Consider the following 26,104-nt stretch of genomic DNA (forward strand, 5'->3'; position numbering starts at 1 on the left):
CTCGGGCCCCGACTGCCCCGCCGGCCACCACCACCGGGTGGGCAGAGCTCTTTCCGGGCAAACGAGTTGGGCATCGAAGGGTTACGCGGCACCCGGCGCACGGCGGGCGTCGCGCGCCGGGTCCCGGGCGCGTTACGGTGAAGCACGTGCACAGTGAGCTGCCGGCCGAGCCCGGCGCCGCCCGGATGCCCGAGCACCGCGTCGAGATCAGCGAGCGCGGTTCCTTCTGCTTCGCGACCTGCGCGTGCGGCTGGTTCTCACCGGCCCGCCGTTCCCGGGACCTGACCAGACGCGAGGCCGCCGACCACCTGGCCGGGACCGGCACCGGCCTGACGACGGTCTAGCGCCGGCAGGGCGACGGTCCGGCGCCGGCCGGACGCGGCCCCGGCGGCTTCGTCCGGCCCTGCCCGCTAGGCCGCGAGGTCGGACTCCGGCGGCTGCTCGCCGGACGTCACGGCGCCGCCGGCCCGCCCCCGTCGGCCGCCGCGCGGGCGGTTGCCGGACTGCGGTGCCCGGATCAGCGGGGCGACGGCGGTGCGGCTCAGCGCGTGGCAGAGCGGGACCAGCACGGCCATCGCGATCGGCGCCAGCAGCAGGACCACCGCGGTGGCGAGCGCGAAGCCGCCGATCACGTCGGTGGGGTAGTGGACGCCCATGTACATCCGGCAGAAGCCCTGCAGCAGCGCGAGGCCGCCGGCGATCCAGCCCAGCCGCCGGTTCACCAGGAACAGGGCGACCGCGATGCCCATCGACATCGTCGAGTGGTCGCTCACGAAGGAGTGGGTGCCCTCCTTGCCCTCCACCAGCACGTCCAGCCCGGCGTGGTCGACGAACGGCCGCGGGCGGTTGACGATGGCGGCGATCGGCAGGTTCGCGAGCTCGGCTAGTGCGACCGCGAGCGGCGCCCAGAGCAGGCCGGCGACGGCCACCGGGGCGTCCGGGCGGCGTCGCGCCTGGAGCCAGCCGACCAGCCCCAGCAGGGCCAGGCCGATCAGGATGCCGTACTCGCCGATCCAGGAGACCGAGTGGTCCAACCACTGCGGGGAGCGCTTGGCCAGGCCGTTGACGGCGTAGAGCAGTCCGAGGTCGGGGTTGGTCGTGTCGGCAAGCGGCGTCGACACGCCGCACCTCCTTCTGGTTCCGCAGCACCTGTTCGATCCGGCCGTGGCCCGCCGTCCCCGCCCTGTTCAGGGAGCTGACGTGGAGCCAACGAACACAACGTCATAACCGGTGCACAGCGTTCCACGGAAACGCGCGGTTATGGAAACTTGACTCAGCGTCCACAGCGCACTCACACCCGGCGGCCCGGAGGGTTCAGCTCTTTGCAGCGTTTTGACCTGCACCTGTCGGGGAGGGGCCGGCCGCGACCGTCCGGCGGGACGCCGCGGAGCCGGGCGCGCCGAGGGCGGACGGCGGCGCGGGGGCGGCCTGGTTGGCCGGGGCGGCGGGGGTCGACGGGGCCGGGGAGTCCGGGGTGCCCGGGCGGCTGGGGCCGGTGATGCTGCCGTCGGTGTTGCGGACCGGCAGCGCCTCGGCGCCGTCCGAGGTGACCCGGGTGGCGCCGATGTACTCCTTGCTGTCGATCTTGTCGTAGCGGATCACCGCGCCGGTGTGCGGGGCGTTGATCATGTAACCGCCGCCGACGTAGATGCCGACGTGGTGGATGGTGCGCGGGTCGCCCAGGTCGGTCGCCCAGAACACCAGGTCCCCCGGGCGGAGCTGGTCGCGCGAGGGGTGCTGCCCGGCGTACCACTGGTCGTTGGCGACCCGGGGGAGCGTGATGCCCACGCTGGCGTACGCCGCCTGGGTCAGCCCGGAGCAGTCGAACCGCCCGTTCTGCGAGGGCAGGCCCTCGCCGCCCCACAGGTACGGGGTACCGAGCTTGGTCTGGGCGAAGTAGATCGCCCCGGCCGACTGCTGGGAGACGGCCACCGGCGCGGTCGGCGCGGTGAAGCTCCGGGCCATGGCCTGGATGTTCTTCACATAGCCCTGGGTCTCCTTGTACGGCGGGATCCCGCCGTACTTCGTGACCGCGTACGGACCGGCGTTGTAGGCGGCCAGCAGGTTGGCCTGGCGGTCGCCCGGGACCTTGGCCACGTCGTCGGCGAGTGCGCAGTCGAACGTGGCGGCCGAGGCGATCGCGTCCAGCGGGTCCCAGACATCCTTCTTGCCGTCATTGTTGCCGTCCGTGCCGTATGTTCCCCAAGTGGCCGGCATGAACTGCGCCATTCCCTGCGCGCCGACCGGCGATCGGGCGCCCGGGTCAAAGCCGCTTTCCTGGTACAGCTGCGCCGCGAGCATCGGCGGGGAGATCTCCGGGCAGAGCGAGCCCCACTGCTGGATCGGCCCCTGGTAGGCCGCCGGAACGGTGCCCGGGGAGAGCGTGGCGCGATTGGCCGACTGCTGCGGCGCACCACTGGCCGCATACGTCGCAACCGTGACCAGCCCGATGAAGCCGACCGCTACAACTCCCGCAGCGGCGGCGGCCGTACCGGCCTTCCGGAGTACCATCAGCACCATCCCGACGAATCGTCAGTCGAAGTGTCCCGGAAGGCGTTGCTCACCGCAATCATCAGAGATACAAAGAGTGAGCGCTATCCTTCGTACGGTGGACATCCTCGCGTACGTGTCCGGTGCCGCACGACCAATCCGCGAGAAGCAGCCAAGTCGACATCAGATCTGGCCAAGAATAGGTACCGACCCTTCGCGCGGACGGGGTCTGGGCCCTTGAATTTGCCTGATCGGGCGGTGAGATGGAAATGAACCTGAGCAGCGTGGACAGACTCGCGATCGGCCACCTGGCCGAAGACCCTCCTAAGAAGCCGAATATCGACACCATCATCGGCGGGATCGCCCCGGACTGGGGCCCGTTCGCGAGTCTCGGGTCGGAGGCCCGGGTGATGGTCGAGGTCGTCATGGCCGTGGCGATCCTGGCCTGCCTCGGCCTGGCCGTCTGGGGCGCGGCCAAGCAGCGGATCGGTGCGACCGCGATGCGGGACAGCTTCGGTGCCGAACAGGGCAAGGGACTGATCATCGCCGGGCTGACCGGCGTGTTCATCATTGGATCACTTGGCACTCTGTTCACCATTGTGTACGGCATGGCCATCTGACGATCGGACAGTTCGGGCGCGCGTGGGCGGCACGGCTGTCCGCCCGCCCGGCCGCCGGTTCCGTCGGAGCCCCCGTCGGAGCCCCGTCGGGAGTCCACCCCACCACCCCTCCCTCCGCGCCCGCCCACGGGCGGAGGGGCCCCCGGAGCCTCCCCGGCTCCCAGCACCAGGAGGGCCGCCGTGCCGTTGTCCGACGACCAGCCGCACACCCGTACGCGGCTGCCGGTCGGCGAACAGCCCTCGTCCCAGCCGACCGCCCGTCAGCCCCGACCGCTGCGGACCCTGCTGGCCGTCCTAGTGGTCGTGACCCTGCTGGTGGTGGCGATCTCCATCGCCAACCGCGGCAAGGCCGACCCCGGCTCCGGGCCCGCCCGCTCGGCCGACGGCGTCGCCCCCACGGCCGCCTCCGGCGCCGGGCCGGCGCCCAGCGGGGACCAGCCCGTCGGCACCACGACCAACGGGATCGCAGGCGGCTTCCCGCACACCGACCAGGGCGCGCAGTCGGCCGCCACCAACTACGCGGTCGCCATCGGCTCGGCCGACATGTTCCGCACCGACAGCCGCCACACCATCGTGGCCACCATCGCCGACCCGTCGGCCGTCACGGCCCTCCAGACCCGCCTCGACCAGGGGTTCGGCGGGGACACCGCGGCCCGCTACGGCCTCGACGCCCAGGGCCGCGCGCCGAAGGGGCTCACCTTCGTCAGCCGCACCGTCCCGGTGGGTGCCAAGCAGGTGGGTTACAGCGACGGCGAGGCCAAGGTCGAGGTCTGGTGCACGGGCCTCACCGGGCTCGCCGGCGAGCGCTCCGTCCAGCCGGTCATGGAGAACTGGTTCACCCTCACCCTGACCCTGCGCTGGGCGGGCAGTGACTGGAAGCTCGCCGACTACGCAAGCCGGCCGGGCCCAGCCCCGATGCCGGGCGACCAGCAGGCCGCCACCGCCGAGGAGATCACCGGCGCCGTCCAGCAGTTCGGGGGTTTCCGCTATGCCCGTTGAGTCCACCCCGCGGCGCCGTGCCGCACGTCCTGTCGCCCCCTCCGCCGTGCGCCCCGGTGCCCGCCGGGCCGGCGCGTTCGCGGGGGCGCTGGCCGCCGTGCAGGTGGCCGCGCTGCTGACGGCGCAGCGGGCCTTCGCGGAGCCGTCGCCGACGGCGACGCCGTCCCCCAGCGCCAGTGCGAACTGTCCCGACCTTCCGATCTCCGGCAACGGAATCCTTTGCGTGGACAAGCCGGGCGGTGGGGCCTCCCTCCCCGGCTCCGGGACCGTCGGGAGTGTCACCGATCCGCTCGGGGCGCTGGCGAAGGGGTGTGCGCAGGCGGCGTCCTGGGTGGTGCGGAAGCTGTCGGGGGCCATCGACGGGACGACGCAGGTGGACTTCACCAACGCGTCGTTCCTGCAGCAGTACGCGGTGGTGTTCGCCGCCTCGACGATCATCACGCTGGTGCTCTGGCTGCTGGCGGTGACGAAGCGGGCGGTGCGCGGCGCGCCCCTGACGACGGCGATCTCGGAGGCGATCGGCTTCCTGTGGCTGACCGTGGTGGCCTCCGCGTTCACGCCGCTGATCCTGTACACCGTGGTGAGCGCGACGGACGGGCTGACCACGGCGATCGCGGTGGGGACGAAGTCCGACACCGGGACGTACCTGGGCGGGTTCGCGGACACCCTGGAGAAGGGTGACATGGGCGGCGGCCCGCTGATCCTGATCATCGTGTCGCTGGTGGCCGTGCTGGCGGCGGCGGTGCTCTGGGTCGAGCTGCTGATCCGCGCGGCGATGCTGTACGTGGGCGCGCTGCTGGGGACGGCGGTGTACGCGGGGCTGGTCGACAAGCAGCTGTGGAAGCACGTGCGCCGTTGGGCCGGGGTGATGCTGGCGGTGGACCTGGCGAAGCCGATCATCGTGATCATCCTCGGGCTGGCCGGCGCGGTGGCCACCGGCGCCGGGGCCAACGACGACTTCGCCCGGGTGCTGTCCGGCCTGGCGATCCTCTTCCTCTCGATCTTCGCGAGCGCCTCCGTCTACCGTTTCGTGCCGGGCTTCGGCGACGAGATCATGAGCATGCGCCATGCCCGGGCCAGCGCGGTGTCGGCCGGGTCGGCGATGATCAACGGCACGGCGAACCTGGTGAAGCAGGGCATCAGCACGCACGGCGACCGCGGCGCGCAGGGGGGCGGCGGCAGCCCGGGGGTGGGCGGCGGCTCGGTCGCGCCGGGCATCGCCGCCCACGCCACGCGGTCCCCCGCGCCGCCGCCGCAGGCCTCGCCGGCCTCGGCCTCGACCCGCGACAGCAATCCAGCGAAGGGAGGGTGACGGGTAAGTGAGCAGCGAACCACTCGGCCAGTACGGCGCCCAGTACGCCCAGCCGTACGTGCACCAGCGCCGTACCTACCTGATCGGCAAGGCCCGCCCGAACGCGCCGATCGGCCGCAACCGGGAGTCCGGCGAGATCGTCCTGATCATCTTCGGGGCGTTCCTCGGCATGCTCTGGGGTCTGCTGATGCCGATCCTGCCGCTGCGCATCGCGGGTCTGGTCGGTCTGCCCCTGCTGGCGATCGCGGCGGTCTACGTGCCGTACCGGCGCCGGACGTTCTACAAGTGGGTGGAGATCAACCGCACCTACCGCCGGACGGTCCGCAGCGGCCGGGCGGTGTGGAAGTCGGACGTGATGGACGCCGGGACCCGGATGGACGGGCGGGAGGTCGAGGTCGGCCCGCCGCCCGGGGTGGGGCGGCTGCGCTGGCTGGCCGCGCCGTTCGGGCCGGACGAGGTCGGGGTGCTGATGCACCTGGAGCGGCGGACGGTGACGGCCGCGATCGAGATCGAGGGCCCGGGCGTCGGCCTGCGCGACTCGGAGGACCAGGAGGCCCTGGTCGACCGGTTCGGCACGCTGCTGAAGCACGTCGCCAACGGCGACGGCTTCGTGACGCGGCTGCAGATCCTGGCCCGTACGCTGCCGGCGGACCCGGACGCGCACGCCAAGGACGTGGAGCGGCGCGGTGACCACGACGCACCGGGCTGGCTGAAGGACTCGTACGACCAGCTGCAGTCGATGGTGTCGACCTCCTCCGAGCAGCACCGGGCGTACCTGGTGGCCTGTATGCACTACACCCGTGACCTGGCTGCCGAGGCGCACGCGATGGGCCGGACGGCGACCGGGCGGCGGGCCCGGGACGACGAGGGCCTGGCCGCGGTGATGGCCCGTGAGCTGACGGACATCTGCGCGCGGCTGGCGGAGGCCGACATCCGGGTGCGCCAGCCGCTCGGGCAGGCGCGGCTCTCCTCGCTGCTGCACTCGATGTACGACCCGGACCACCCGATCGACCACATCCAGGCGATGTCCCGGCGCAACGCCTGGCCGGCCGAGCTGGACGCGACGAACCCGCAGTACCTGGAGGCGAAGACCCGCGAGTCGGCGACCCGCGCGCCCTGGTGCCACGCCACCGCGTGGATCAAGGAGTGGCCGCTGACCCCGGTGGGCGTCAACTTCCTGGCTCCGCTGCTGGTGCACACCCCGGACGTGATCCGGACGGTCGCGGTGACGATGGACCTGGAGCCCACCGATGTCGCGATCGAGCGGATGCTCACCGAGAAGACCAACGACGAGGCGGAGGCGAGCCGCGCCGCGAAGATGAACCGGACGGTCGACCCGCGCGACCTGGCCCACACCGGCCGGGTCGACCAGCGCGGTGACGACCTGGCCTCCGGCGCGGCCGGGGTCAACCTGGTCGGCTACATCACCGTCTCCTCGCGCAACCCGGAGGCGCTGGCCCGCGACAAGCGGACCATCCGTGCCTCGGCCGGCAAGAGCTACCTCAAGCTGGAGTGGTGCGACCGCGAGCACCACCGGGCGTTCGTCAACACCCTGCCGTTCGCCACCGGCATCCGCCGCTGATCCACCTGGAGGCCCCGCATGGCGATCGGCAACCTCACCGACGCGTTCACCAGCCTGATGTTCGGCAAGGTGGAGACCACCCGGCTGCCGGTGCGCACCTCCACCGGCCAGGCGCAGGCGGTCTACCTGCCCACCGCCGCGCCGGGGCTGGGTGACTCCGGCGTGATCATCGGCCGCGAGGTGTACAGCGGCAAGGGCTACGTCTACGACCCCTTCCAGCTGTACGGGCAGCAGCTGCCGGCTCCGCACTGGCTGGTGCTCGGGGAGTCGGGCAACGGCAAGTCCGCGCTGGAGAAGACGTACGTGCTGCGCCAGCTGCGGTTCCGCGACCGGCAGGTGGTGGTGCTGGACGCGCAGGGCGAGGACGGCGTCGGCGAGTGGAACCTGATCGCCAACGCGCTGGGCATAAAGTCGATCCGGCTCGACCCGATGGCGGCCCGGGACGGCGGGGTGAAGCTCAACCCGCTGGACCCGGCGATCACCCAGACCGGCCAGCTGTCGCTGCTGCGCACCATCGTCGAGGTGGCGATGGGGCGCGGGCTGGAGGAGCGGGCGGGGTTCGCGCTGAAGGCGGCGCACGCCCATGTGATCGCCTCGGTGACCGACCGGCAGCCGGTGCTGGACGACATCATCGACACCCTGCGGAGCCCCGAGCTGGCCTCGGTGGAGTCGCTCGGGGTCGGGGTGGACGAGGTGCAGTCCTGGGGCCTGGACGTGGCCCTGGTGCTGGACCGGCTGGTCGACGGTGACCTGCGCGGCATGTTCGACGGGCCGACCACCGACGGCATCGACCTGGACGCGCCGCTGATCGTGTTCGACCTGTCGCACATCGACCGGAACTCGATCGCGATGCCGATCCTGATGGCGATCGTCGGCGTCTGGCTGGAGCACACCTGGATCAGGCCGGACCGGCGCAAGCGGATCTTCCTGGTGGAAGAGGCCTGGCACATCATCAACAGCCCCTTCGTCGCCCAGCTGTTCCAGCGTCTGCTGAAGTTCGGGCGCCGGCTCGGTCTCTCCTTCGTGGCGGTGGTGCACCACCTGTCCGACGTGGTGGACGGCGCGGCCGCGAAGGAGGCCTCGGCGATCCTCAAGATGGCCTCCACCCGGACGATCTACATGCAGAAGGCCGAGGAGGCGAGAGCCACCGGCCGGGTGCTGGGTCTGCCGCGCTGGGCGGTTGAGATCATCCCCACACTCTCGCCCGGCATCGCGGTCTGGGACGTCAACGGCAACGTCCAGGTGGTGAAGCACATCATCACCGAGGCCGAGCGGCCATTGGTCTACACCGACCGCGCGATGACGGAGGACACGGTCGCCGAGCGGACCCGTGCAGAGCGCCAGTTGGCGTCCGAACCAGGTCTCTGAACCCCGCCCCGGCGTGCGCCGGAGCCCCTGCCGCGTCAGTCCGGTCCGGCTCCGGGCCGCTGCGGCGCGTCCGTCCGGCGGCCCGCCGTGCGGCGACGGTTCGTCAGCAGGTAACCCTGTCGTTACGTCCAGGGTCCTGACAGCTACGCGCGTTGACTCTAGGCTGCACTGGCGCAACGCCTCCCGTCGCCCGTCCACGCATGTCGACCGCCGGGCGCTCTCTCAAGGTGCAGGGGACCTTCATGCTCACCGTCAGATCCCGACGTGCCGTTCTGGCCGCCGTCGCCGCGGCCGGCCTCGTCGGCACTGTGGCCATGCCGACCGCCGCCCAGGCCGCGGACGCCAAGCGTCACAAGACCGTCAACCTCCAGCTGCTGGCGATCAACGATTTCCACGGCAACCTGGAGCCCCCGGCCGGTTCGTCCGGCACCATCCGGGAGATCGACCCGGCGACCGGCCAGCCGGTCAACACCCCGGCCGGCGGCATCGAGTACCTGGCCACCGCGCTGCGCCAGGCCCGGATCCCGGCGGACGACTCGATCACCGTCGCCGCCGGTGACATCGTCGGAGCCTCCCCGCTGACCTCGGCGCTCTTCCACGACGAGCCGACCATCGAGGCGATGGACAAGCTCGGCCTGGACGTCACGGCGGTCGGCAACCACGAGTTCGACGAGGGCTCCAAGGAGCTCATCCGCCTCCAGGACGGCGGCTGCCACCCGGTGGACGGCTGCTACGAGGAGGGGCGCAAGTTCAAGGGCGCCAACTTCAACTACCTGGCCGCCAACGTCACCAACGAGAAGACCGGCAAGCCGATCCTGGCCCCGTACTGGGTGACCAGGTCGCAGGGCGTCAAGGTCGGCTTCATCGGCGCGACCCTGGAGGGCACGCCGAACATCGTCACCGCCGAGGGCGTCAAGGGCCTGAAGTTCGGCGACGAGGTCGACACGATCAACAAGTACGCGGCCGAGCTGAAGAAGCAGGGCGTGAACTCGATCGTCGCCCTGATCCACGAGGGCGGGCTGCCGGCCAGCAGCACCTACAACTACGACTGCGGCGCCGCCGGCGAGGGCATCTCCGGCCCGATCGTCGACATCGCCAAGAACCTGGACCCGGCGATCGGCGCCATCGTCACCGGTCACACCCACAACGCCTACGCCTGCACCATCCCCGATCCGCAGGGGGTGCCGCGCTCGGTGACCAGCGCCGCCTCGTTCGGCCGGCTCTACACCGAGATCGACCTGAAGCTCGACAAGACTACGGGCACCATCGTGCGCCCCTCGGTCAAGGCCGAGAACCACATCGTGCGCCGCACGGTCGAGAAGGCCCCGGACATGACGGCGCTGATCGACCACTACTCCAAGCTGGCCGCGCCGATCGCCAACCGTCCGCTGGGCTACATCGCCTCGGACATCAACGGCCGCGGCAACAGCGACCTGGAGAAGCCGCTCGGTGACGTGATCGCCGACGCCCAGCTGGCCGGTCTGGCGCCCGCCGACAAGGGCGGGGCGCAGCTCGCATTCATGAACCCCGGCGGCATCCGCTCGGACCTGGTCTACAAGGCGAGTGGGGCCGAGGGCGACGGCGTGGTGACCTACGGCGAGGCGTTCACCGTCCAGCCGTTCACCAACATGATGCAGGTCAAGACGCTGACCGGCGCCCAGCTGGTCCAGCTGCTCCAGCAGCAGGTGAGCGGTGCCAACGCGGCCTCGCCGAAGGTCCTGCAGTCCTCCAAGGGCCTGACCTACACCCTGGACATGCGCAAGGCCGGTGCGGACCGGGTGCTCGTGGACTCGATCCGGCTGAACGGTGCGGCGATCGACCCGGCCGCCGAGTACCGTGTCGCGGCCAACGAGTTCCTGGCCGGCGGCGGCGACGGCTTCCCGGCCTTCGCGGCCGGCACCGACAAGCTGGTCGGCGCCTCCGACCTGGACGTCTTCGCCGCCTACCTCGGTGCCAACAGCTCGGCGGCCGCGCCGCTGAAGGCGCCGGCGCAGGACCGCATCAAGGTCATCGGCCCGGGCGTCGACAACGACTGACCGGAGCCGGCGGAGGAACGGGCGGGGCGCTGTCGGGGCGCCCCGCCCGTTCCGTCCGTCCGGGCCCCGCCGCTAGCCGGCCGAGGGGCCGCCCGGCAGCCGGACGGTGGCCAGGGCGCCCGGGCCCCCGTCGTGCGCCGGGCCGAGCGACACCTCGCCGCCCGCCTCCCGCACGCTCTGCGCGACGATCGACAGCCCCAGGCCGGACCCGGGGAGCTGGCGCGAGGACGGCGAGCGCCAGAAGCGGTCGAAGACGTACGGCAGCTCGTCCGACGGGATCCCGGGGCCGTGGTCCCGGACGGTCAGCACGCCCTGGTGGAGCCGGACGTCGATCGCGGCGCCTGGCGGGCTGTACTTGACCGCGTTGTCCAGCAGGTTGATCACGGCGCGCTCCAGCGCGGCGGCGTCGCCCTGGACGAACCACGGCTCGACGTCGGTCTCGAAGACCAGCCCCGGACCGCGCAGCTTCGCCCGGGCGACGGCCCGGTCGGCGATCTCGTGCAGGGCGACCACCGCCAGGATGCGGCCCGGTTTCGGCGTGTCGGGGCGGGAGAGCTGGAGCAGGTCGCCGATCAGGACGGTGAGCTCCTGCATCTGCGCCTTCATGTTGCCGAGCAGCTTGGTCCTGGTCGCGGCGGGCAGCGGACGGCCGGTGTCGTCGCTGCGGATCATCAGGTCGACGTTGGTGCGTAGTGAGGTGAGCGGGGTGCGGAGCTCGTGCCCGGCGTCGGCGATCAGCCGCGTCTGGCGGTCGCGGGAGTTGGCGAGCGCGGTGCTCATCGAGTTGAACGAGGCGGAGAGCCGGGCGATCTCGTCGCTGCCGTGCACGGGGATCGTGCTGCCGACCTCCTCGGTGCGGGCGATGTGCTCGACCACGTCGGTGAGCCGGTCGACGGGCTTGAGCGCCGAGCGGGCCACGAACCGGCCGGCGACCCCGGCGAGGATGATGCCGCCGAGGGCCACGCCCCCAAGGATCAGCGCGAGGTTCTGCAGGGACTCATCGGTCGACTTGGTCGGGGAGGCGACCATGATGAGCACGGAGGAGTGGTTGGTGGCGACGGCTGTGGTGATCTTGACCGTGGCGGGATCACCGTTGGTGAAGCGGCCGTCGCGGATGATCGACTGATTCGGCTTCAGTGCGAACGCCCGGGCGTCCTCCGGCTGGATCACGATCGCCCTGGTGGCACTCGCCGGCAGGGTGACGCAGGCCGGGTCGGCCCAGACGAACTGGGTGTCCCGGGCGGCGGGGCCACCGCCCGGAGGCTCCGGCAGGGTCCCGGCCTCCTTGGCCTGCTGGACCATCTTCAGGGCGGCTTCCGGGGTCGTGGCGCACGGAAGGCTCAGCGGGGCCGCGCGGGGAGGCGGCACGTTCTGCAGGTCGTTGCGCACCTGCCCGTACAGCTGCTTCTCCACGATGAACCAGCAGGCCAGCGCCGACAGGGCGATCGCCACCGCCACCGCCGCCGCCGTCAGGAAGGTGAGCCGGCTGCGCAGGGACTGGGCGCGGTACCAGCGGGCGAGCCGCTGCCGGCGTGGGACGCGGGGCGGTAGCAGGGGCGGGGGCGGGGTGGCGGTGTCGCTCACGCCGTGGTGCCGGCGGCCGGGCGGAGGGCGTAGCCGACGCCGCGTACGGTCTGGATGATCCGGGGCATGCCGCCCTGCTCGGTCTTGCGGCGCAGGTACATCACGTAGACGTCCAGGGAGTTGGAGGAGGGCTCGAAGTCGAAGCCCCAGACCGCCTTGAGGATCTGCTCGCGGGTGAGCACCTGGCGGGGGTGCGAGAGGAACATCTCCAGCAGCATGAACTCGGTGCGGGTCAGCTCGACCGGCCTGCCGGCCCGGGTGACCTCGCGGGTGGCGGTGTTCATCCGGAGGTCGGCGAAGGCCAGGACCTCGCTGTCGTCCTCGACGGCCGCGGCGCGGGCGGCGGCCTCGGTGGCGAGGGCGTTGCGGCGGAGCAGGGCGCGGACCCGGGCGAGCAGTTCGTCGAGTTCGAAGGGCTTGGCGAGGTAGTCGTCGGCGCCGACGTCCAGGCCGGTGACCCGGTCGCCGACGGCGTCGCGGGCGGTGAGCATCAGGACCGGGACGGTGTCGCCGCGCGAGCGCATCCGGCGGACGGCGGTGAGGCCGTCCATCCGGGGCATCATGATGTCCAGCAGGACGAGGTCGGGCTTCTCCCGTTCGACGGTCTCCAGCGCCTCGTAGCCGTCGGTGGCGGTGGCGACCTCGTAGCCCTCGAAGGCGAGGCTGCTCTCCAGGGCGTCCCGGAGGGCGGGTTCGTCGTCGACCACGAGGAGCCGGGCGGAGGCCGGTCCGGGCTCGGCGGGGGTGCGGTCGTCGGCGGCCGGGGTCATGGGCGGTTGCCCTTTCTCGTCGTCTCTCGTCGGCGGAGAGCCTGTCGGGAGCCTGCTGGGGTGCTGCTGGGGTGCTGCTGCTCGGGTGCTGCGGTGACCTGCTCGGAGTAATTGTCCGCCTAGATGTTCTGCCCGGCCTGCAGCTCGGGCAGCACCTGCTTGATGTCGTTGATCGGGATGGCGAACCCGAGGCCGACGCTGCCGGCGGTGCCGCCGCCGGCCGTGGAGCTGGAGCCGCCGGCCGAGTACATCGCCGAGTTGATGCCGATGACCTGGCCGTTCGCGTTGATCAGCGGGCCGCCGGAGTTGCCGGGGTTGAGCGCGGCGTCGGTCTGGAAGGCCTTGTAGGTCGCGGTCTCACCGCTGTTCTGCTGCGGGGTGCTGCCGCGCAGACCGGGCAGGTTCGGGAAGCCGAAGCCGCCGTTGCCGCTGGTGGTGCCCTCGTCGACCTGGACGGTGACCTCGCGGTTCTCGGCGCTGATGATGCCGGAGGTGACGGTGCCGGTGAGGCCCTCCGGGTTGCCGATGGCGACGACCGCGTCACCGACCCCGACGGTGGAGGAGTCGCCGAGGGTGGCGGGGCTGAGGTCCTTGGCGCCGCTCGCGGTGATCACGGCGGCGTCCAGCGACTTGTCGGTGCCGGTGACGGTGGCCCTGGCGCTGGAGCCGTCCTTGAAGGTGACGGTGACCTGGCCGCCGTCGGAGGCGCCGGAGACGACGTGGTAGTTGGTGAGGATCCGGCCGTCCTTGTCGAGCACCACGCCGGTGCCGGTGGCGGTGCCGTTCGCGGTCTTCACGATGATCTGGACGACGCTCGGCGAGACGGCCGAGGCGATCGCGGCGACGTCGGCGCTGCCGTCCGAGCGGGCGGAGACCGGGCTGGCGATGGTGCCGGTCCGGGTGGCCGAGCCGTGTTCCTGGGCGGCGACCACACCGCCGGTCACCCCGCCGAGGACGGCGGCGACCGCCGCGACGGCGGTGACCAGCGCGACCCGGCCGCGCAGGAGGCCGCGCCTGCCCCGGCCGCCGTGCCCGCCGTGGGACGTCGGTCCGTCGGCGGCCGGGGGCGCCGGCGGCATCGGCGGGGCCGCGGGCGGGGGAGGGGGCGGGGTGCCGACCGAGGGGTGGCCGGCGGCCGGGTACCCGGTGGTCGTGCTGTCGAGGACGGTGCCCTGGACGAGCTGTCCCTCGGCGGGGTGCGGGTGTCCGTGCGGGGCCCGGTACGGGTCGTACTGCTCGCTGCCGTGCTGCTGATCGCTCATGCCGACCAACGTCCGCCCGCCGGATGAGGATCCGATGAGAACGGGGTCAGAAGCCCCCGAGAAGCCCGTTGACTTCTCATAAAGCCTGGTCAGGCCGGGACCGCCGCTAGGACGGCCGAGTCTCCTGCGGCGCGCTCGGCCGGCAGCCGCAGGAACGGCGGATGACCAGGCGCGACGGGAACTTCCGGACCCGCTCGGTGTCCGAGCCGGGCACCATCAGCGAGTCGTCGAGGACGAGGTCCACCGCGGCCCGGGCCATCGCGTCGCGGTCGGAGGCGACGGTGGTCAGCGGCGGGTCGGCGAAGGCGGCCTCGGGCACGTCGTCGAAGCCGGCCACCGCGAGGTCCTCCGGGACCCGCAGGCCGAGCTCGCGGGCGGCCCGCAGCACGCCGATCGCCTGGTCGTCGGTGGAACAGAAGACGGCGGGCGGCCGCTCGGCCGAGCCCAGCAGGCCGAGCGCGACCTCGTAGGCGCCGTAGCGGTGGAAGGGCGCGTCGATCAGGTGCGGTTCGGTGGGCAGGCCGTGGGCGTCCATGGCGCGCTGCCAGCCCTCGACGTGGTCGATGACCGGGTCGCCGGGGGCGGGGGACTCGACCGGGCCGCCGAAGCAGGCCACGTACGGGTGCCCGTGCTCCTCCAGCAGGTGGCGGACGACGGCCTCGGCGCCGGCCACGTCGTCGGTGACCACCGCGACGTCGTCGATCGCCTCGGGCCGACGGTGCAGGAGCACCACCTTGGCGCCCTCCATCGCGGCGAACTCCTCGGCCGCCCGCTGCGAGGGGCCCTGGCTGACCAGGATCAGGCCGGAGACCCGCATGCCGAGGAAGGCGCGGACGTAGTGCACCTCGCGGTCGTCCACGTAGTCGGAGTTGCCGATCAGGACGAGCTTGCCGCGCTCGGAGGCGGCGCGTTCCACGGCGTGCGCCATCTCGGCGAAGAACGGCTGGCGGGCGTCGGGGACGACCATGCCGATCAGGTTGGTGCGGCGGGAGGCCATCGCCTGGGCGACGCTGTTCGGCCGGTAGCCGAGCTGCTCGATCGCCGCGAGCACCTTCTCCTTGGTCGCGGGCGCGACCGGGCGCGGCCCGTTGTTGATGACGTAGCTGACGACCGCGGTCGAGGTACCAGCCAGTCGGGCTACATCGTCGCGCGTCACTTTGGCCACGGGAGGAGTCTACGCGTGTGGCGTCCGCCCGGGCAGTGGTACCTCGGCCGCCCGGCGGATGCCGGCAGGACAGCGCGGGGCGAATCCGGACAGGCCGGGCGGCGGTCGGCCGCCCGGCCGACGGTCAGGCCTCCAGCGAGGCCGAGGAGCGCTGCGCGAGGTCCGGCCGTTCGCCCTTGTCCGGCTTCTCCGGGACGACGAAGCGGTAGCCGACGTTGCGCACGGTGCCGATCAGCTGCTCGTTCTCGACGCCGAGCTTGGCCCGCAGGCGCCGGACGTGGACGTCGACCGTCCGGGTGCCACCGAAGTAGTCGTAGCCCCAGACCTCCTGGAGCAGCTGCGCCCGGGTGAAGACCCGGCCGGGGTGCTGCGCGAGGTACTTGAGCAGCTCGAACTCCTTGAAGGTGAGGTCGAGCACCCGGCCCTTGAGCTTGGCGGAGTAGGTGGCCTCGTCGACCGAGAGGTCGCCGTTGCGGATCTCCATCGGGCTGTCGTCGGTGGTCACCTGGAGGCGGCCGAGGGCGAGCCGCAGCCGGGCCTCCACCTCGGCGGGGCCGGCGGTGTCCAGCAGGACGTCGTCGATGCCCCACTCCGCGGTGACGGCGGCCAGGCCGCCCTCGGTGACCACCAGGATCAGCGGTGAGCCGATGCCGGTGGAGCGGAGCAGCTGGCAGAGGCTGCGGATCTGCGGCAGGTCCCGCCGGCCGTCGACCAGGATGACGTCCGCGCTGGGGGTGTCCACCAGGGCGGAGCCCTCGGCGGGCGCCACCCGGACGTTGTGGAGCAGCAGGCCGAGAGCCGGCAGTACCTCCGCGGAGGGTTGCAGCGCGTTGGTGAGGAGGAGCAGAGAACTCATACCCGGTAGTCCCCTTTCCGGGTCGTCGCGGTCGCGTGACGGCTGCCGCCACAGCCGGTTGGCGCACGTGCGAGGAGGTGTCGCGCGCGGGCCCCGGGTGGGGCGGCGGCGGGCGACGCGAGGGAGGTGGGGGAGGAGGCCAGGCGTCCACCGGAGGATTCACCGGCGTGCACGGCAGAACGAGGCGTGCGTCGGAGGTCCCGCAACCCCTGGTGCACCGTTTCTGCCCTGCCCATCCCGTGAACCTTCCGGTCTGTCCCGTACCGGGCGGCGGCCCGGAGCCGGGATCCGACACCCCGTCCTGGTCCCGGTACGTCGTTGTGCCGGGAATGGCGGGGCGGTTCCTGCTCCGCGCCGGGGGTGGGCCGACGAATCGCAAGAACGTCCGTACTGGCGTCCTGAAAGCACGAAAGGATCCGGGGGCGACTCTGCCCGGATCCCTCAGGGGTCGAGGATAGCCGACCTGCTCTCTCGCCGGGAGGGCTCGAAAGCGGCCGTTCGGCCTTTTCGGGCACGCCGGGGGTGAGCCTGACCACAGCGTCGCGCGGGCGCCGGCACCCGCGCGGCCAGGGCGATTGCCGGTCGGGTCGGCGGACACGCCATCATGGGACGCGTATCGGCGGCACCGTACGCGTACCTCTTTCGAGTGGTGTTCGGCCGCCGGTGGGGACCCGCCCGGGGCACCGGGCCCGGGCGAGGACGACGAGAAGGGGTTGCCATGGGCGCGACCACCGAACCAGCGGGCGCCGCTCGGGTGAGCGGGACGATCCGCTACTGGGCGGCGGCGAAGTCGGAGGCCGGGCTGGCCGAGGAGCCGTACGAGGCGGCGACCCTGGCGGAGGCACTCGCGGCGGCCAGGACGCGGCACGCCGACCGGCCGAAGCTCGTCCGGTTGCTCGGACACTGCTCCTACCTGGTCGACGGCTCTCCCGTCGGCGGCCGTGACCACGCGACGGTGTCCCTCACCGAGGGCGGCACGGTCGAGGTGCTCCCGCCGTTCGCGGGAGGGTGAGCGGCGTGACGGACCCGAACAACGTGAACGGCGGCCCGCAGGGCACCGGCCCGGGCGGCTGGCAGCAGCAGCAGCAGCCGCAGCCGCAGTCCCAGCATCCGTACGCCCCCCAGCAGGGGTACGCGCCGGAGCCGCAGGAGCAGGTGGCCCGGCCGTACGCCCCCGCCCCCGCCCCCGCCCCGGCCCCCGACCCCGCCGCGGGCCGGGCACCCGGGCAGCCGGAGCACCCGGGGAGCCGGCCGCCGGCCGGTGCTCCCGGGCAGCCGCCGCCGTACGGCGGCGGCCCCGCGCAGCAGCCGCCCCAGCAGCCGTACGGGCAGCAGCAGCCCCCGCAGCAGCCGCCGTACGGACAGCCCCGGCCTCCGCAGCAGCCGTACGGGCAGCGGCGTCAGCAGGCCCGGCCGGGCGGACCGCAGCAGGCCGGACCGCCGTACGGGCAACAGCCGCAGCCGTACGGGCAGCAGCCCTACGCCCAGCCGCCCGTCGACGACGCGGTGACGGCCCTGCTCCCGCCCGTCCCGCCGATGGACGACGCGGCGACGACGCTGCTCCCACCGGTGGTGGTGTCGGGCGCGATGCCGCCCGCGCCGGCCCCGGCCGCGAACCCGGCCCCCGCCCCGGCGCCCGTCCTCGACTCGCCGACCATGACGCTCAAGCGCCCGACGGCTCCCGCCGACGGCCCCGGTGCCCCCACCGGCCGCCGCCGCGCCGGTGCCCCGCACGGCGCTGTGCCGGGTCGCCCAGGCACCGCCGCGCCCGGACCGGTCGCGCCCGGTTCCGCCGCGCCCGTCCGGACCGGTTCGCCGATCATCGACCCGGGCCTGCAGCCCGCCCTGATCACCTCCGGTGCGGCCGCGCTGCTGGCCGGGGGCGCGGCGATCGGGCAGCCGGCGCTGGCGCTGGTCGTCGCGCTGCTCCAGGTGCTGACCGCGGCCGGCTGGTTCCGGCTGAACGGCATGTGGCCGGCCCGTCAGGGCATCGCCCTCGCCGTGCTGGCCGGTCTCACCGCCGACGTGGCGGTCCTGCTGGCCGACTCGGACGACGGGGCGGCAGCCGTCGTCGGCACCCTGGGCGGGTTCTTCCTGCTGGTCCTGGTGCTCCAGACGTTCCGCCCCTCGGACCCGAAGGAGCGGTTCTACGCGCTCACCGTGCTCGGTTCGGCCAGCGTGGTGACGGTGCTCTGCACCGCGCTGCTGCTGGCGGACTGGGTGCCGGCGGCAGTCGGTGCTGTCGCGCTGGCCACCGTGCTGGCCGCGGCGCCGCTGCCCGGTCCGAAGCAGTTGGGCCCGGTGCTCGGACTGCTGGCGGCCGTGGTGTTCGGCCTGGTCGTCGGCGCCCCGTTGGCGCTGGGCGTGCTGGCGGGTCTGGGCGCCCTGGTCGGCCGCCGGGTGGCCGGGTACGACTTCCCGTCCCGCTTCGTGCACATGACGGCGGGCGTGGCCCTGCCGCTGGCGGTGGCCTCGCCGCTGATCTGGATCGCCACCCGGCTGCTGGCGGGCTGAGGTCCGGCGGCACGCCCCGCGACGCCCGGCTCCGGAACCATGGTCCGGAGCCGGGCGTCGTACGGTCGTGCGAGCGCGGCCGTCGCGGCGGCCGGCCGGGCGGGGCGCTCGCGGGCCCGGTGGCGCCGTCCGGACCGACGAGTAGGACCGGACCGACCGGTAAGACGAGATCGACGAAGAGAACGACGCGTACGACGACAGCGGCGGGCGATGACGGGGGAGAGCGATGCGCGGTTGGCTGAAGGCGACGATCGGTTTGGTGGTCCTTTCCGGCCTGCTGGTGGGCGCGGACCGGATCGCCGTGGGCCTGGCCGAGGACGAGGTCGCGGAGCAACTGGTGAAGAGCGGCCGGATGAGCCATCGGCCGGACGTGTCGATCGGCGACGTCCCGTTCCTCACCGATCTGCTGTCGAAGAAGGTGGACGACCTCCGGATCTCGGCCGACGGGCTGACCGTCGGTGACGGCACCCGCCAGGTGGCGCTGCACTCCTTCGAGGCCCGGCTGTCCGGCGTCGCGGTGAGCGACAGCCTGCGCAGCGCCACGGTGGCCAAGGGCAGCGGCAGTGGCCTGATCTCCTACGCCGACCTCGCCCAGCTGCTGCCGCCCGCCGCCGAGATGGTGCCCGCCGCCGGGAAGCTGCCGGTGGCCCCCAACGCCCGGTTGAGCCTGTCGTACGGCGGGCCGGGCAGGATCAAGGCGTCGCTGGGCCCGCTCGCGGTCGGCGAGGGTTCGGTGCACAGCCAGGGCAACACCGTCACGACGGACGGGTTCCAGCTCAGCGGGGTGGCCGCGATGGTGGCGGGCCTGACCAACCAGAAGGTGGATCCGGTCAGTTTCACCCTCGACCAGCTCCCGGCCGGGCTGAAGCTGTCCGGGGTGACCCCGAAGGAGGAGGGCCTCCAGCTGTCCTTCCAGGGCGACGGCGTGACCCTGATCGGCTGACGCCGGCCGCAGCGCCGGCCCGCACCGCCTGCCACACCGCCGGCCCGCACCACCATCCCCCGTATCCCGTACCCCGTACCCCTTGCCCCTGTTCCGCTCCGCGAGACGCGCTGTCCAGCGCCGACCGTGGAGCGGTGTGCTTCCCGCCCCCGACCGTCCCCCCTGGAGGCCCCGAACGGCGGTTGGCCGGTTCCTGCCCACCACGGGAAGGTCAAATCTCGTTATCTGAGCCATCTGGTCTCAGTATTCGATACGCTGATGACAGCGGGTACCCCGTGTCCCTAGCATCGTCGGCATGAAGCGACAGACGGACCTCACGAAGCGGCGGGCGGTAGACCTGTGCCGCGTGGCCGCCTGTCTGTGTCGAATGCGCTAACTCGGCGTCTTTGCAGGGCATTTCCCGCCCGCCGCCGATTTTCCCGGTGATCTGGCCCGGTACCCCGTACCGGCCGTTCCCGCTGCACACCGCAGACCACCGCTCGGAACAGTGCGCCTCCCTGGTTCGTCCCATCATTCGGACATGAATTCGGAACGGCCGCCGACGAGCACCCGCAGCAGCACCTTCCGCAAACCGCCCTCGGATGGAGAACACCACCATGAGCCGCAGCGACGTCCTGGTCGACGCCGACTGGGTCCAGGCCCGCCTGGACGACCCGAAGGTTGTCATCGTCGAGGTCGACGAAGACACCTCCGCCTACGACAAGAACCACATCCGCAACGCCGTCCGGATCGACTGGAAGAGCGACCTCCAGGACCCGGTCCGCCGCGACTTCATCGACCAGGCCGGCTTCGAGGCGCTGCTGAGCGCCAAGGGCATCGCCAACGACGACATCGTGGTGCTCTACGGCGGCAACAACAACTGGTTCGCCTCGTACGCCTACTGGTACTTCAAGCTGTACGGCCACGGCGATGTCCGCCTGCTGGACGGCGGCCGCAAGAAGTGGGAGCTGGACTCCCGCGACCTGGTCGCCGAGGTGCCGGCCCGCCCCGCGACCGAGTACAAGGCGCAGGCCGTCGACTCCTCGATCCGTGCCTTCCGCGACGACGTGATCGCCGCCATCGGCACCCTCAACCTGGTCGACGTCCGCTCGCCCGACGAGTTCTCCGGCAAGCTGCTCGCCCCGGCCCACCTCCCGCAGGAGCAGTCGCAGCGCCCCGGCCACGTGCCGAGCGCCCGCAACATCCCGTGGGCCAAGAACGCCAACGACGACGGCACCTTCAAGAGCGACGACGAGCTGAAGGCCCTGTACGAGGCCGAGGGCATCGACCTGGCCAAGGACACCATCGCCTACTGCCGCATCGGCGAGCGCTCCGCGCTCACCTGGTTCGTGCTGCACGAGCTGCTCGGCCAGGAGAACGTGAAGAACTACGACGGCTCCTGGACCGAGTACGGCAGCCTCGTCGGCGTGCCGATCGAGCTCGGCAACTGAACCGCCGGCTCCACCCGTAAGGCTGAAGGGAAGACAAGACATGTGCGGTGCGAAGGCCGGTGGGCCGGACCTGGCAGGAGTTGACGTGGCGAACGAGACGATCATCCAGGGTTCCGTGACCCGAGACGGCGAGCCGGTGAACGGCTACGTCCGGCTGCTCGACGAGGGCGGCGAGTTCACGGCCGAGGTGCCCACCTCGGCGACCGGCCAGTTCCGGTTCTTCGCCCGCCCGGGCAAGTGGACGCTGCGCGCGCTCGTCCCGGGGCAGACCGTGGACCGCCAGGTGGTCGCCTCCCAGGGCAACCTGACCGAGGTCGCCATCGCCGTCTGAGCGCTCTGACCCCGCTCCGAGCGCCCCGCGTGCGCTTCGCACGCCGAGCGCTCCGGGTGACCGAGTGCGCCGGATCCGATCCCGAGGGCCCCTGCTTCCGCAGGGGCCCTCGGTCGTACGGTGGAAGCGTGCAGGGGAGCCGGCGGCATCGCTACTACTTCGCCATGATGGGCGTCTGCCTGGGGCTGTTCGTCCTGGCCTGGGGCGTGGTCCGGTTCTGGTCCGTCCCGGCCGCGATCGGCATGTGCGTGGTCGCGATGGTGATCCCGCCCGCCGCCGCGGTGTTCGCGAACAAGCGGGACCCCGAGGACGACTGGTGGAACGACCCGCGCTGGGAGGACCCGAAGTGGGACGACCCCGGTCACGACCGGGACCACCCGGACCACGAGGGGCGGCGGGGGCCGGATCAGTAGACGAGGGCCTGCACGCCGTCCGCCATGATCTCGCTGACGAAGACCTGCGCGCCCGCGATCCGGACGCCCTCGACGGTGTCCTTCTGCTCGATCCCGCGCCGGGCCGCGCACTGGGTGCAGAGGGTGACGGTGCCGGCCGCCAGGATCGACTCCAGCAGGTCCGGCAGCGGCGCCGCGTGCGGCAGCTCGAACTCCGCCGCCCGCCCCGGCAGGGCGAACCAGGACGACTCGCCGGTCAGCCAGAGCGAGACCTCGATCCCGCTGGCGACGGCCACCGCCGCCACCGTGAAGGCCTGCGAGCAGCGCTCCGGCGCGTCCGCACCGGCGGTGACCTTGATGACGAGCTTCTTCGAGTCGGACTTCGTATCGGAGGACATGCCGCCACCCTAGATCCCGGCGAAATGCCGACGTGGTGGGGCTCACCGAGACCCGTCGTCACCCGGCGGATAGAGTGAGCGCCAGCAAAATCCACCACACTGTCGCCGCCCTGGGAGCCCCCCGTGTCCGGTCTGGAAATCTTCTTCGACGGTCTGCTGGCCCTCATGGCCGTGCTGATCACCTGGTTCGCCATCTTCTCGGTGATGAAGCTGTACCAGGGCCAGCGCTGAGTCCGGCTGCCGTACGGTTGAAGCTGCCCCACATCGTCGACGACAGCGACCAGGAACATGATCGAGATCCCCTCTGACCTCCACAAGGACGTCGTCCCGCTCGCCTTCCTCCTCGGCACCTGGGAGGGCGCGGGCGTCTACGCGCCGCTGCCCGGCGAGGAGGCCGCCGGTGCGGAGAAGTGCAACTTCGGCCAGGAGATCGTCTTCCGGCACGACGGCCGGCCGTTCCTGGAGTTCCGCTCCCGCACCTGGGTGCTGGACAGCGAGGGCGAGAAGGTCCGCCCGCTGGAGAACGAGCACGCGTTCTGGCGCGTGACCAGCAACCAGCACGGCACCAGCGGTGCCCGCGGGATCGAGATCTCCTCCGTCCGGGACGACGGCGCCGTGGAGATCTGGTACGGCGAGCTGGCCGACGGCAAGCCGCAGATCGACGTCTCCACCGACGCGGTGGCCCGGATCGAGGGCTCGCCGGAGTACTCGGGCGGCAAGCGTCTCTTCGGCTTCGTCAACGAGGAGCTGCTCTGGGTCGGCGAGAAGGCCGCCCCGAACGTGCCGCTGCGCCCGTACATGTCGGCGCAGCTGAAGAAGGTGCTCAGCCCGGCCCAGCTGATCAAGGACATCAACGACCTGCCGGACGACGGCATCGCCTTCTTCCGCTGAGCACGGCTCACCGCTGAGCACGGCTCACCGCCGGGCACAGCCCACAGCCCACCGCGCACGAGGTAGGGACCGGCCGACGGCCGGTCCCTACACTTGCATCAGGACCCCCGACCTTGGCAGGGACAGCACCGTGGCGGACACCGGCACCACAGACTGGCAGCTCTCCGGCGACTGGAAGGCCGATCTGCGTCAGCGCGGCTACCGCCTCACGCCCCAGCGCCAGCTCGTCCTGGAGGCGGTCGACGTGCTCGACCACGCGACCCCGGACGACATCCTCGGGCACGTCCGCCGGACGGCCAGCGGCATCAACATCTCCACCGTCTACCGGACCCTGGAGCTGCTGGAGGAGCTCGGCCTGGTGTCGCACGCGCACCTCGGCCACGGCGCTCCGACGTACCACCTGGCGGGCCGTCACCACCACCTGCACCTGGTCTGCCGGGACTGCGAGAAGGTCACCGAGACCGGTACCGAGATCGCCCGGCCGCTGATCGAGAGCCTGCGCGAGCGGCACGGCTTCGACACCGACCTCAAGCATTTCGCCATCTTCGGCCGCTGCGCCGACTGCACCGCCAAGCTCGCCGAGGACCGGCCGTAAGCTGGCCGGTATGAAGAGCCCGCTGCTTGCGCTGCCCGGTGCCGTCCCCGCCGAGGGAACCGACGAGGGCGTGGCCGCCCACTACGGCGACATCTTCCGCGAGCAACGCAACCTCGCGCGGGGCAGCGGTTTCGTGGACCTCTCCCACCGCGGCGTGATCACCGTGACCGGCGACGACCGGCTGGCCTGGCTGCACCTGCTGCTCACCCAGCACGTCAGCGAGCTGCCCGTGCAGCAGGCCACCGAGGCGCTGGTGCTCTCCCCGAACGGACACGTCGAGCACGCCCTGTACCTGGTCGACGACGGCACCACCACCTGGGCGCACGTCGAGCCGGGCACGGCGCAGGCGCTGCTCGGCTACCTGGAGAGCATGAAGTTCTTCTACCGGGTCGAGGTCGCCGACGCGACCGCCGACTACGCGGTGGTCCACCTGCCGGCCGGCTCCACCGCCGCGGCGGACGGCGCGGCGGCGGTCCGCGAGCTGGCCTACGGGCGGGACCTCTTCCTGCCGCGTGCCGAGCTGGCGGCGCTGACCGGGGGCTACGGCCCGGCGGCCGGGATCTGGGCGTACGAGGCGCTGCGGATCGAGGGCCACCGGCCGCGGCTCGGCTTCGAGACCGACCACCGGACCATCCCGCACGAGGTGGACTGGCTGACGACCGCCGTCCACCTGCAGAAGGGCTGCTACCGCGGCCAGGAGACGGTCGCCCGGGTGCACAACCTGGGCCGGCCGCCGCGCCGGTTGGTCTTCCTGCACCTGGACGGCACCGAGGAGACGCTGCCCCCGCACGGTACCGAGGTGCGGCTCGCCTCGGACCCGGACGGCCGGGCACTGGGCTCCGTGACGTCCTCGGCGCGCCACCACGAGCTGGGGCCGATCGCGCTGGCGGTCGTCAAGCGGAACGTCCCGGTGGACGCGGTGCTGCTGGCCGGGACGGTGCCGGGGACGCAGGACGTGATCGTCCCGCAGTAGCCGGGCCGGTCGGGCCCCGGTCCGGTCAGACCTCGACCAGGACGGTGAACGGGCCGTCGTTCACCAGTGCGACCCGCATGTCCGCGCCGAAGCGGCCGGTCTCGACCTTGGCGCCCAGGGCGCGCAGCTGGGCGACCACCTCGTCCACCAGCGGCTCGGCGGCCGGGCCGGGGGCAGCGGCGTTCCAGGTGGGGCGGCGGCCCTTGCGGGCGTCCCCGTAGAGGGTGAACTGGCTGATCACCAGGAGCGGCGCGCCCAGGTCCGAGCAGGACTGCTCGACCCCGTCGGCCCGGGCCTCGTCCGGCTCCAGCAGTCGTAGCGTCCAGAGCTTGCGGGCCAGTTGGGCCGCCTTGGCGGGGGTGTCCTCGTGGGTGACGCCGACCAGGACGCAGAGCCCCGGTCCCTCGATCGCGCCGACGGTCTCGCCGGCCACCGTCACCCTGGCCTCGGTCACTCGCTGCACCACTGCTCGCATGCGGCCATTGTGCCGGAGCGGGCGGCGCGTTCCGGCGGCCCCCTGAGGGGCGTGCGCAAGACCCGTACGCGCCGGGTGGTGCGCGCCTGCGCGCCAGGGGATGCCGCTCTCGCTGCGAAAAGCCCCGGTCATATCAGCCACCCCCGTTCGCCAGGGGGCCGTTCGGGTGCACGGGCGGTGCACCGGCGGTGGGCGGGGTGGCACGCTGGGGCGGTACGAGGGTCCGGGGCGCCAGAGGTCCGCCGCGCCGGGTCCGTTCGGCCGGGTGGTCGAGTCGGTAGGTCAGGCGTTCTGGTGGTGTCGCCCCGTGGGGTGGCATCGGCGGGGGCGGGAACCTTTCGGGGGCGATCGCGCGTGCCATCGGACGGGTGTGCGCGGCGGGTACGCGCGACGGCCCGCCCGGGGGACGGGTCGGACCGGCGGCAGGCGACGGGGTGCCGCGAGCGGGCGGGATCGGACGACGGCAGGTGGTTGGTTGATGGACGCGAGCAGCACGGCACGGGGCCGGTCCGGGCAGACGCCGGAGGGGCCGGAGCCGGTGGGGGGCTCCTCCGGCCTGGCAGCGGGTACGGAGGGTGAGCCCGATCTGGGGCGGTTGGGCCTGGAGCAGCTGCGCACCCTGCGCCGGGAGACCCTGGAGCAGGAGGCGGACCTCTCCTATCTGCGGCGCCTGCTGCACGGTCGGATGGACATCCTGCGGGCCGAACTCGACCGCCGGCCGGGCGCGCTCCTGGTGGCGGCCGGGGGTGAGAGCCCGGCGGGCGGCGCGCTGCTGGACCGGCTGCCGGCCATCCTCACCGATGCCCCGTCGACGGTCCGCCGCTCCGCCCGGCACGTCACCATGGGGCCGCCCCGCGGCCAGCAGTCCCAGCTGGAGGCGGACGCCCTGATGGGCGATGTCCAGCTGGCCGACCTGGCCGCGCACCCGCCCGAGGAGCTGCTGGCCGCGCTGGACCGGCTGCGCGCGCACGAGCGCGAGGTGTCCGGCCGGCGGCAGCTGCTGCTGCGGACGGCGGACGGCTGCAGTGCCGAGATCACCCGCAGGTACCGTGATGGGGAAGCGCGGGTCGACGACCTGCTCGCGGGCGGCCCGCTCTGACCGGGTGAGGTGTCCGGGG

27 protein-coding genes are annotated in these 26,104 nt (G+C 72.5%); 18 read left to right on the forward strand and 9 right to left on the reverse strand.

Going from position 1 to position 26,104, the window contains the following annotated elements:
* The first annotated feature begins 146 nt into the window (after nucleotides 1-146).
* Nucleotides 147-344 (forward strand): hypothetical protein, encoded by a 198-nt coding sequence (locus ABZ495_RS11420; protein ID WP_359835480.1) that lies wholly within the window; start codon nucleotides 147-149, stop codon nucleotides 342-344.
* Between the two features lie 66 nt (nucleotides 345-410).
* On the opposite strand, the gene ABZ495_RS11425 is transcribed toward ABZ495_RS11420, so the two are convergent.
* Together ABZ495_RS11425 and ABZ495_RS11430 are read right to left on the reverse strand one after the other, a co-directional pair.
* Entirely contained in the window at nucleotides 411-1,121 is a 711-nt protein-coding gene (locus ABZ495_RS11425) for a phosphatase PAP2 family protein (RefSeq protein WP_359803852.1), read from the reverse strand.
* A gap of 193 nt (nucleotides 1,122-1,314) precedes the next feature.
* Nucleotides 1,315-2,511 carry a bifunctional lytic transglycosylase/C40 family peptidase gene (locus ABZ495_RS11430; protein WP_359803870.1) on the reverse strand — a complete coding sequence of 399 codons (1,197 nt, stop codon included), beginning with the start codon at nucleotides 2,509-2,511 and terminating at the stop codon, nucleotides 1,315-1,317.
* 248 nt (nucleotides 2,512-2,759) lie between these two features.
* Here ABZ495_RS11430 and ABZ495_RS11435 point away from each other — a divergent pair, with 248 nt between their 5' ends.
* From ABZ495_RS11435 to ABZ495_RS11460, 6 genes are all read left to right on the forward strand, one after another.
* Nucleotides 2,760-3,110, forward strand: coding sequence for a hypothetical protein (locus ABZ495_RS11435; protein WP_329489090.1), 351 nt, complete (start codon nucleotides 2,760-2,762; stop codon nucleotides 3,108-3,110).
* A gap of 180 nt (nucleotides 3,111-3,290) precedes the next feature.
* Entirely contained in the window at nucleotides 3,291-4,109 is an 819-nt protein-coding gene (locus ABZ495_RS11440) for a hypothetical protein (RefSeq protein WP_352293692.1), read from the forward strand.
* A complete protein-coding gene (locus ABZ495_RS11445; RefSeq protein ID WP_359835482.1) occupies nucleotides 4,099-5,421 on the forward strand; it encodes a hypothetical protein in 1,323 nt (440 codons plus the stop codon). The genes ABZ495_RS11440 and ABZ495_RS11445 overlap by 11 nt, the downstream gene beginning before the upstream one ends.
* Nucleotides 5,422-5,428: 7 nt before the next feature.
* Nucleotides 5,429-7,003: an SCO6880 family protein gene (locus tag ABZ495_RS11450; RefSeq protein WP_329489093.1), complete on the forward strand. Its 1,575-nt coding sequence runs from the start codon at nucleotides 5,429-5,431 to the stop codon at nucleotides 7,001-7,003.
* 18 nt (nucleotides 7,004-7,021) lie between these two features.
* Nucleotides 7,022-8,371: an ATP-binding protein gene (locus tag ABZ495_RS11455; RefSeq protein ID WP_329489094.1), complete on the forward strand. Its 1,350-nt coding sequence runs from the start codon at nucleotides 7,022-7,024 to the stop codon at nucleotides 8,369-8,371.
* Between the two features lie 314 nt (nucleotides 8,372-8,685).
* Nucleotides 8,686-10,407: a bifunctional metallophosphatase/5'-nucleotidase gene (locus ABZ495_RS11460; RefSeq protein ID WP_359835570.1), complete on the forward strand. Its 1,722-nt coding sequence runs from the start codon at nucleotides 8,686-8,688 to the stop codon at nucleotides 10,405-10,407.
* A 72-nt stretch (nucleotides 10,408-10,479) separates the two neighbouring features.
* Here ABZ495_RS11460 and ABZ495_RS11465 read toward each other — a convergent pair whose 3' ends face one another.
* The 5 genes from ABZ495_RS11465 to ABZ495_RS11485 form a co-directional block, all read right to left on the reverse strand.
* On the reverse strand, nucleotides 10,480-11,991 hold the full coding sequence (locus tag ABZ495_RS11465) for a HAMP domain-containing sensor histidine kinase (RefSeq protein ID WP_359803849.1): 1,512 nt from the start codon (nucleotides 11,989-11,991) through the stop codon (nucleotides 10,480-10,482).
* Nucleotides 11,988-12,761: a response regulator transcription factor gene (locus ABZ495_RS11470; RefSeq protein WP_329489096.1), complete on the reverse strand. Its 774-nt coding sequence runs from the start codon at nucleotides 12,759-12,761 to the stop codon at nucleotides 11,988-11,990. The genes ABZ495_RS11465 and ABZ495_RS11470 overlap by 4 nt, the downstream gene beginning before the upstream one ends.
* A gap of 119 nt (nucleotides 12,762-12,880) precedes the next feature.
* Nucleotides 12,881-14,023, reverse strand: coding sequence for a trypsin-like peptidase domain-containing protein (locus tag ABZ495_RS11475; RefSeq protein WP_359835484.1), 1,143 nt, complete (start codon nucleotides 14,021-14,023; stop codon nucleotides 12,881-12,883).
* Between the two features lie 106 nt (nucleotides 14,024-14,129).
* Nucleotides 14,130-15,188: a LacI family DNA-binding transcriptional regulator gene (locus tag ABZ495_RS11480; RefSeq protein WP_359803847.1), complete on the reverse strand. Its 1,059-nt coding sequence runs from the start codon at nucleotides 15,186-15,188 to the stop codon at nucleotides 14,130-14,132.
* Between the two features lie 124 nt (nucleotides 15,189-15,312).
* Entirely contained in the window at nucleotides 15,313-16,044 is a 732-nt protein-coding gene (locus ABZ495_RS11485; RefSeq protein WP_329489099.1) for a response regulator transcription factor, read from the reverse strand.
* 718 nt (nucleotides 16,045-16,762) lie between these two features.
* Between ABZ495_RS11485 and ABZ495_RS11490 the strand changes: the two genes are divergently transcribed.
* From ABZ495_RS11490 to ABZ495_RS11520, 7 genes are all read left to right on the forward strand, one after another.
* On the forward strand, nucleotides 16,763-17,056 hold the full coding sequence (locus tag ABZ495_RS11490) for a MoaD/ThiS family protein (RefSeq protein WP_329489100.1): 294 nt from the start codon (nucleotides 16,763-16,765) through the stop codon (nucleotides 17,054-17,056).
* Between the two features lie 5 nt (nucleotides 17,057-17,061).
* The gene (locus tag ABZ495_RS11495; protein ID WP_359835486.1) at nucleotides 17,062-18,558 is read left to right on the forward strand and encodes a hypothetical protein; all 1,497 of its coding nucleotides are present in this window, start codon (nucleotides 17,062-17,064) and stop codon (nucleotides 18,556-18,558) included.
* A gap of 259 nt (nucleotides 18,559-18,817) precedes the next feature.
* Entirely contained in the window at nucleotides 18,818-19,501 is a 684-nt protein-coding gene (locus tag ABZ495_RS11500) for a DUF2993 domain-containing protein (protein WP_359835488.1), read from the forward strand.
* Nucleotides 19,502-19,796: 295 nt separating this feature from the next.
* Nucleotides 19,797-19,877, forward strand: a complete 81-nt coding sequence (locus tag ABZ495_RS11505) for an Ms5788A family Cys-rich leader peptide (protein WP_350517234.1) — start codon at nucleotides 19,797-19,799, stop codon at nucleotides 19,875-19,877.
* A 220-nt stretch (nucleotides 19,878-20,097) separates the two neighbouring features.
* Nucleotides 20,098-20,931, forward strand: coding sequence for a sulfurtransferase (locus ABZ495_RS11510; RefSeq protein ID WP_352293668.1), 834 nt, complete (start codon nucleotides 20,098-20,100; stop codon nucleotides 20,929-20,931).
* Nucleotides 20,932-20,971: 40 nt separating this feature from the next.
* Nucleotides 20,972-21,262 carry a DUF1416 domain-containing protein gene (locus ABZ495_RS11515; RefSeq protein ID WP_093861460.1) on the forward strand — a complete coding sequence of 97 codons (291 nt, stop codon included), beginning with the start codon at nucleotides 20,972-20,974 and terminating at the stop codon, nucleotides 21,260-21,262.
* Between the two features lie 128 nt (nucleotides 21,263-21,390).
* A complete protein-coding gene (locus tag ABZ495_RS11520) occupies nucleotides 21,391-21,675 on the forward strand; it encodes a DUF3099 domain-containing protein (protein WP_329489104.1) in 285 nt (94 codons plus the stop codon).
* On the opposite strand, the gene ABZ495_RS11525 is transcribed toward ABZ495_RS11520, so the two are convergent.
* Nucleotides 21,669-22,052 (reverse strand): DsrE family protein, encoded by a 384-nt coding sequence (locus ABZ495_RS11525; RefSeq protein ID WP_329489105.1) that lies wholly within the window; start codon nucleotides 22,050-22,052, stop codon nucleotides 21,669-21,671. The genes ABZ495_RS11520 and ABZ495_RS11525 overlap by 7 nt on opposite strands.
* A 288-nt stretch (nucleotides 22,053-22,340) precedes the next feature.
* Between ABZ495_RS11525 and ABZ495_RS11530 the strand changes: the two genes are divergently transcribed.
* The 3 genes from ABZ495_RS11530 to ABZ495_RS11540 all read left to right on the forward strand — a co-directional run bounded on the left by ABZ495_RS11530 (nucleotide 22,341) and on the right by ABZ495_RS11540 (nucleotide 24,511).
* Nucleotides 22,341-22,943, forward strand: a complete 603-nt coding sequence (locus ABZ495_RS11530) for an FABP family protein (protein ID WP_329489106.1) — start codon at nucleotides 22,341-22,343, stop codon at nucleotides 22,941-22,943.
* A 130-nt stretch (nucleotides 22,944-23,073) separates the two neighbouring features.
* Nucleotides 23,074-23,538, forward strand: coding sequence for a Fur family transcriptional regulator (locus ABZ495_RS11535; RefSeq protein ID WP_359803843.1), 465 nt, complete (start codon nucleotides 23,074-23,076; stop codon nucleotides 23,536-23,538).
* Nucleotides 23,539-23,548: 10 nt separating this feature from the next.
* Nucleotides 23,549-24,511, forward strand: a complete 963-nt coding sequence (locus ABZ495_RS11540; RefSeq protein ID WP_359835490.1) for a folate-binding protein — start codon at nucleotides 23,549-23,551, stop codon at nucleotides 24,509-24,511.
* A 25-nt stretch (nucleotides 24,512-24,536) separates the two neighbouring features.
* On the opposite strand, the gene dtd is transcribed toward ABZ495_RS11540, so the two are convergent.
* Entirely contained in the window at nucleotides 24,537-24,986 is a 450-nt protein-coding gene (gene dtd / locus ABZ495_RS11545) for a D-aminoacyl-tRNA deacylase (RefSeq protein WP_359803841.1), read from the reverse strand.
* A 478-nt stretch (nucleotides 24,987-25,464) separates the two neighbouring features.
* Here dtd and ABZ495_RS11550 point away from each other — a divergent pair, with 478 nt between their 5' ends.
* Nucleotides 25,465-26,085, forward strand: a complete 621-nt coding sequence (locus tag ABZ495_RS11550; RefSeq protein WP_359835492.1) for an ABC transporter substrate-binding protein — start codon at nucleotides 25,465-25,467, stop codon at nucleotides 26,083-26,085.
* The last annotated feature ends 19 nt before the right edge of the window (nucleotides 26,086-26,104 follow it).

Origin of the sequence: Kitasatospora sp. NPDC005748 (assembly GCF_040630735.1) — a bacterium.
Lineage (GTDB): Bacteria > Actinomycetota > Actinomycetes > Streptomycetales > Streptomycetaceae > Kitasatospora.

Excerpts from the sequence above, each read along its gene's own strand:
- ABZ495_RS11430 (WP_359803870.1), bottom strand. The coding sequence starts at position 2,511 with ATGGTACTCCGGAAGGCCGGTACGGCCGCCGCCGCTGCGGGAGTTGTA.
- ABZ495_RS11435 (WP_329489090.1), top strand. The coding sequence starts at position 2,760 with ATGAACCTGAGCAGCGTGGACAGACTCGCGATCGGCCACCTGGCCGAA.
- ABZ495_RS11445 (WP_359835482.1), top strand. The coding sequence starts at position 4,099 with ATGCCCGTTGAGTCCACCCCGCGGCGCCGTGCCGCACGTCCTGTCGCC.
- ABZ495_RS11455 (WP_329489094.1), top strand. The coding sequence starts at position 7,022 with ATGGCGATCGGCAACCTCACCGACGCGTTCACCAGCCTGATGTTCGGC.
- ABZ495_RS11460 (WP_359835570.1), top strand. The coding sequence starts at position 8,686 with ATGCCGACCGCCGCCCAGGCCGCGGACGCCAAGCGTCACAAGACCGTC.
- ABZ495_RS11470 (WP_329489096.1), bottom strand. The coding sequence starts at position 12,761 with ATGACCCCGGCCGCCGACGACCGCACCCCCGCCGAGCCCGGACCGGCC.
- ABZ495_RS11475 (WP_359835484.1), bottom strand. The coding sequence starts at position 14,023 with ATGAGCGATCAGCAGCACGGCAGCGAGCAGTACGACCCGTACCGGGCC.
- ABZ495_RS11485 (WP_329489099.1), bottom strand. The coding sequence starts at position 16,044 with ATGAGTTCTCTGCTCCTCCTCACCAACGCGCTGCAACCCTCCGCGGAG.
- ABZ495_RS11490 (WP_329489100.1), top strand. The coding sequence starts at position 16,763 with ATGGGCGCGACCACCGAACCAGCGGGCGCCGCTCGGGTGAGCGGGACG.
- ABZ495_RS11505 (WP_350517234.1), top strand. The coding sequence starts at position 19,797 with ATGAAGCGACAGACGGACCTCACGAAGCGGCGGGCGGTAGACCTGTGC.
- ABZ495_RS11510 (WP_352293668.1), top strand. The coding sequence starts at position 20,098 with ATGAGCCGCAGCGACGTCCTGGTCGACGCCGACTGGGTCCAGGCCCGC.
- ABZ495_RS11515 (WP_093861460.1), top strand. The coding sequence starts at position 20,972 with ATGTGCGGTGCGAAGGCCGGTGGGCCGGACCTGGCAGGAGTTGACGTG.
- ABZ495_RS11525 (WP_329489105.1), bottom strand. The coding sequence starts at position 22,052 with ATGTCCTCCGATACGAAGTCCGACTCGAAGAAGCTCGTCATCAAGGTC.
- ABZ495_RS11530 (WP_329489106.1), top strand. The coding sequence starts at position 22,341 with ATGATCGAGATCCCCTCTGACCTCCACAAGGACGTCGTCCCGCTCGCC.
- ABZ495_RS11540 (WP_359835490.1), top strand. The coding sequence starts at position 23,549 with ATGAAGAGCCCGCTGCTTGCGCTGCCCGGTGCCGTCCCCGCCGAGGGA.
- dtd (WP_359803841.1), bottom strand. The coding sequence starts at position 24,986 with ATGCGAGCAGTGGTGCAGCGAGTGACCGAGGCCAGGGTGACGGTGGCC.
- ABZ495_RS11550 (WP_359835492.1), top strand. The coding sequence starts at position 25,465 with ATGGACGCGAGCAGCACGGCACGGGGCCGGTCCGGGCAGACGCCGGAG.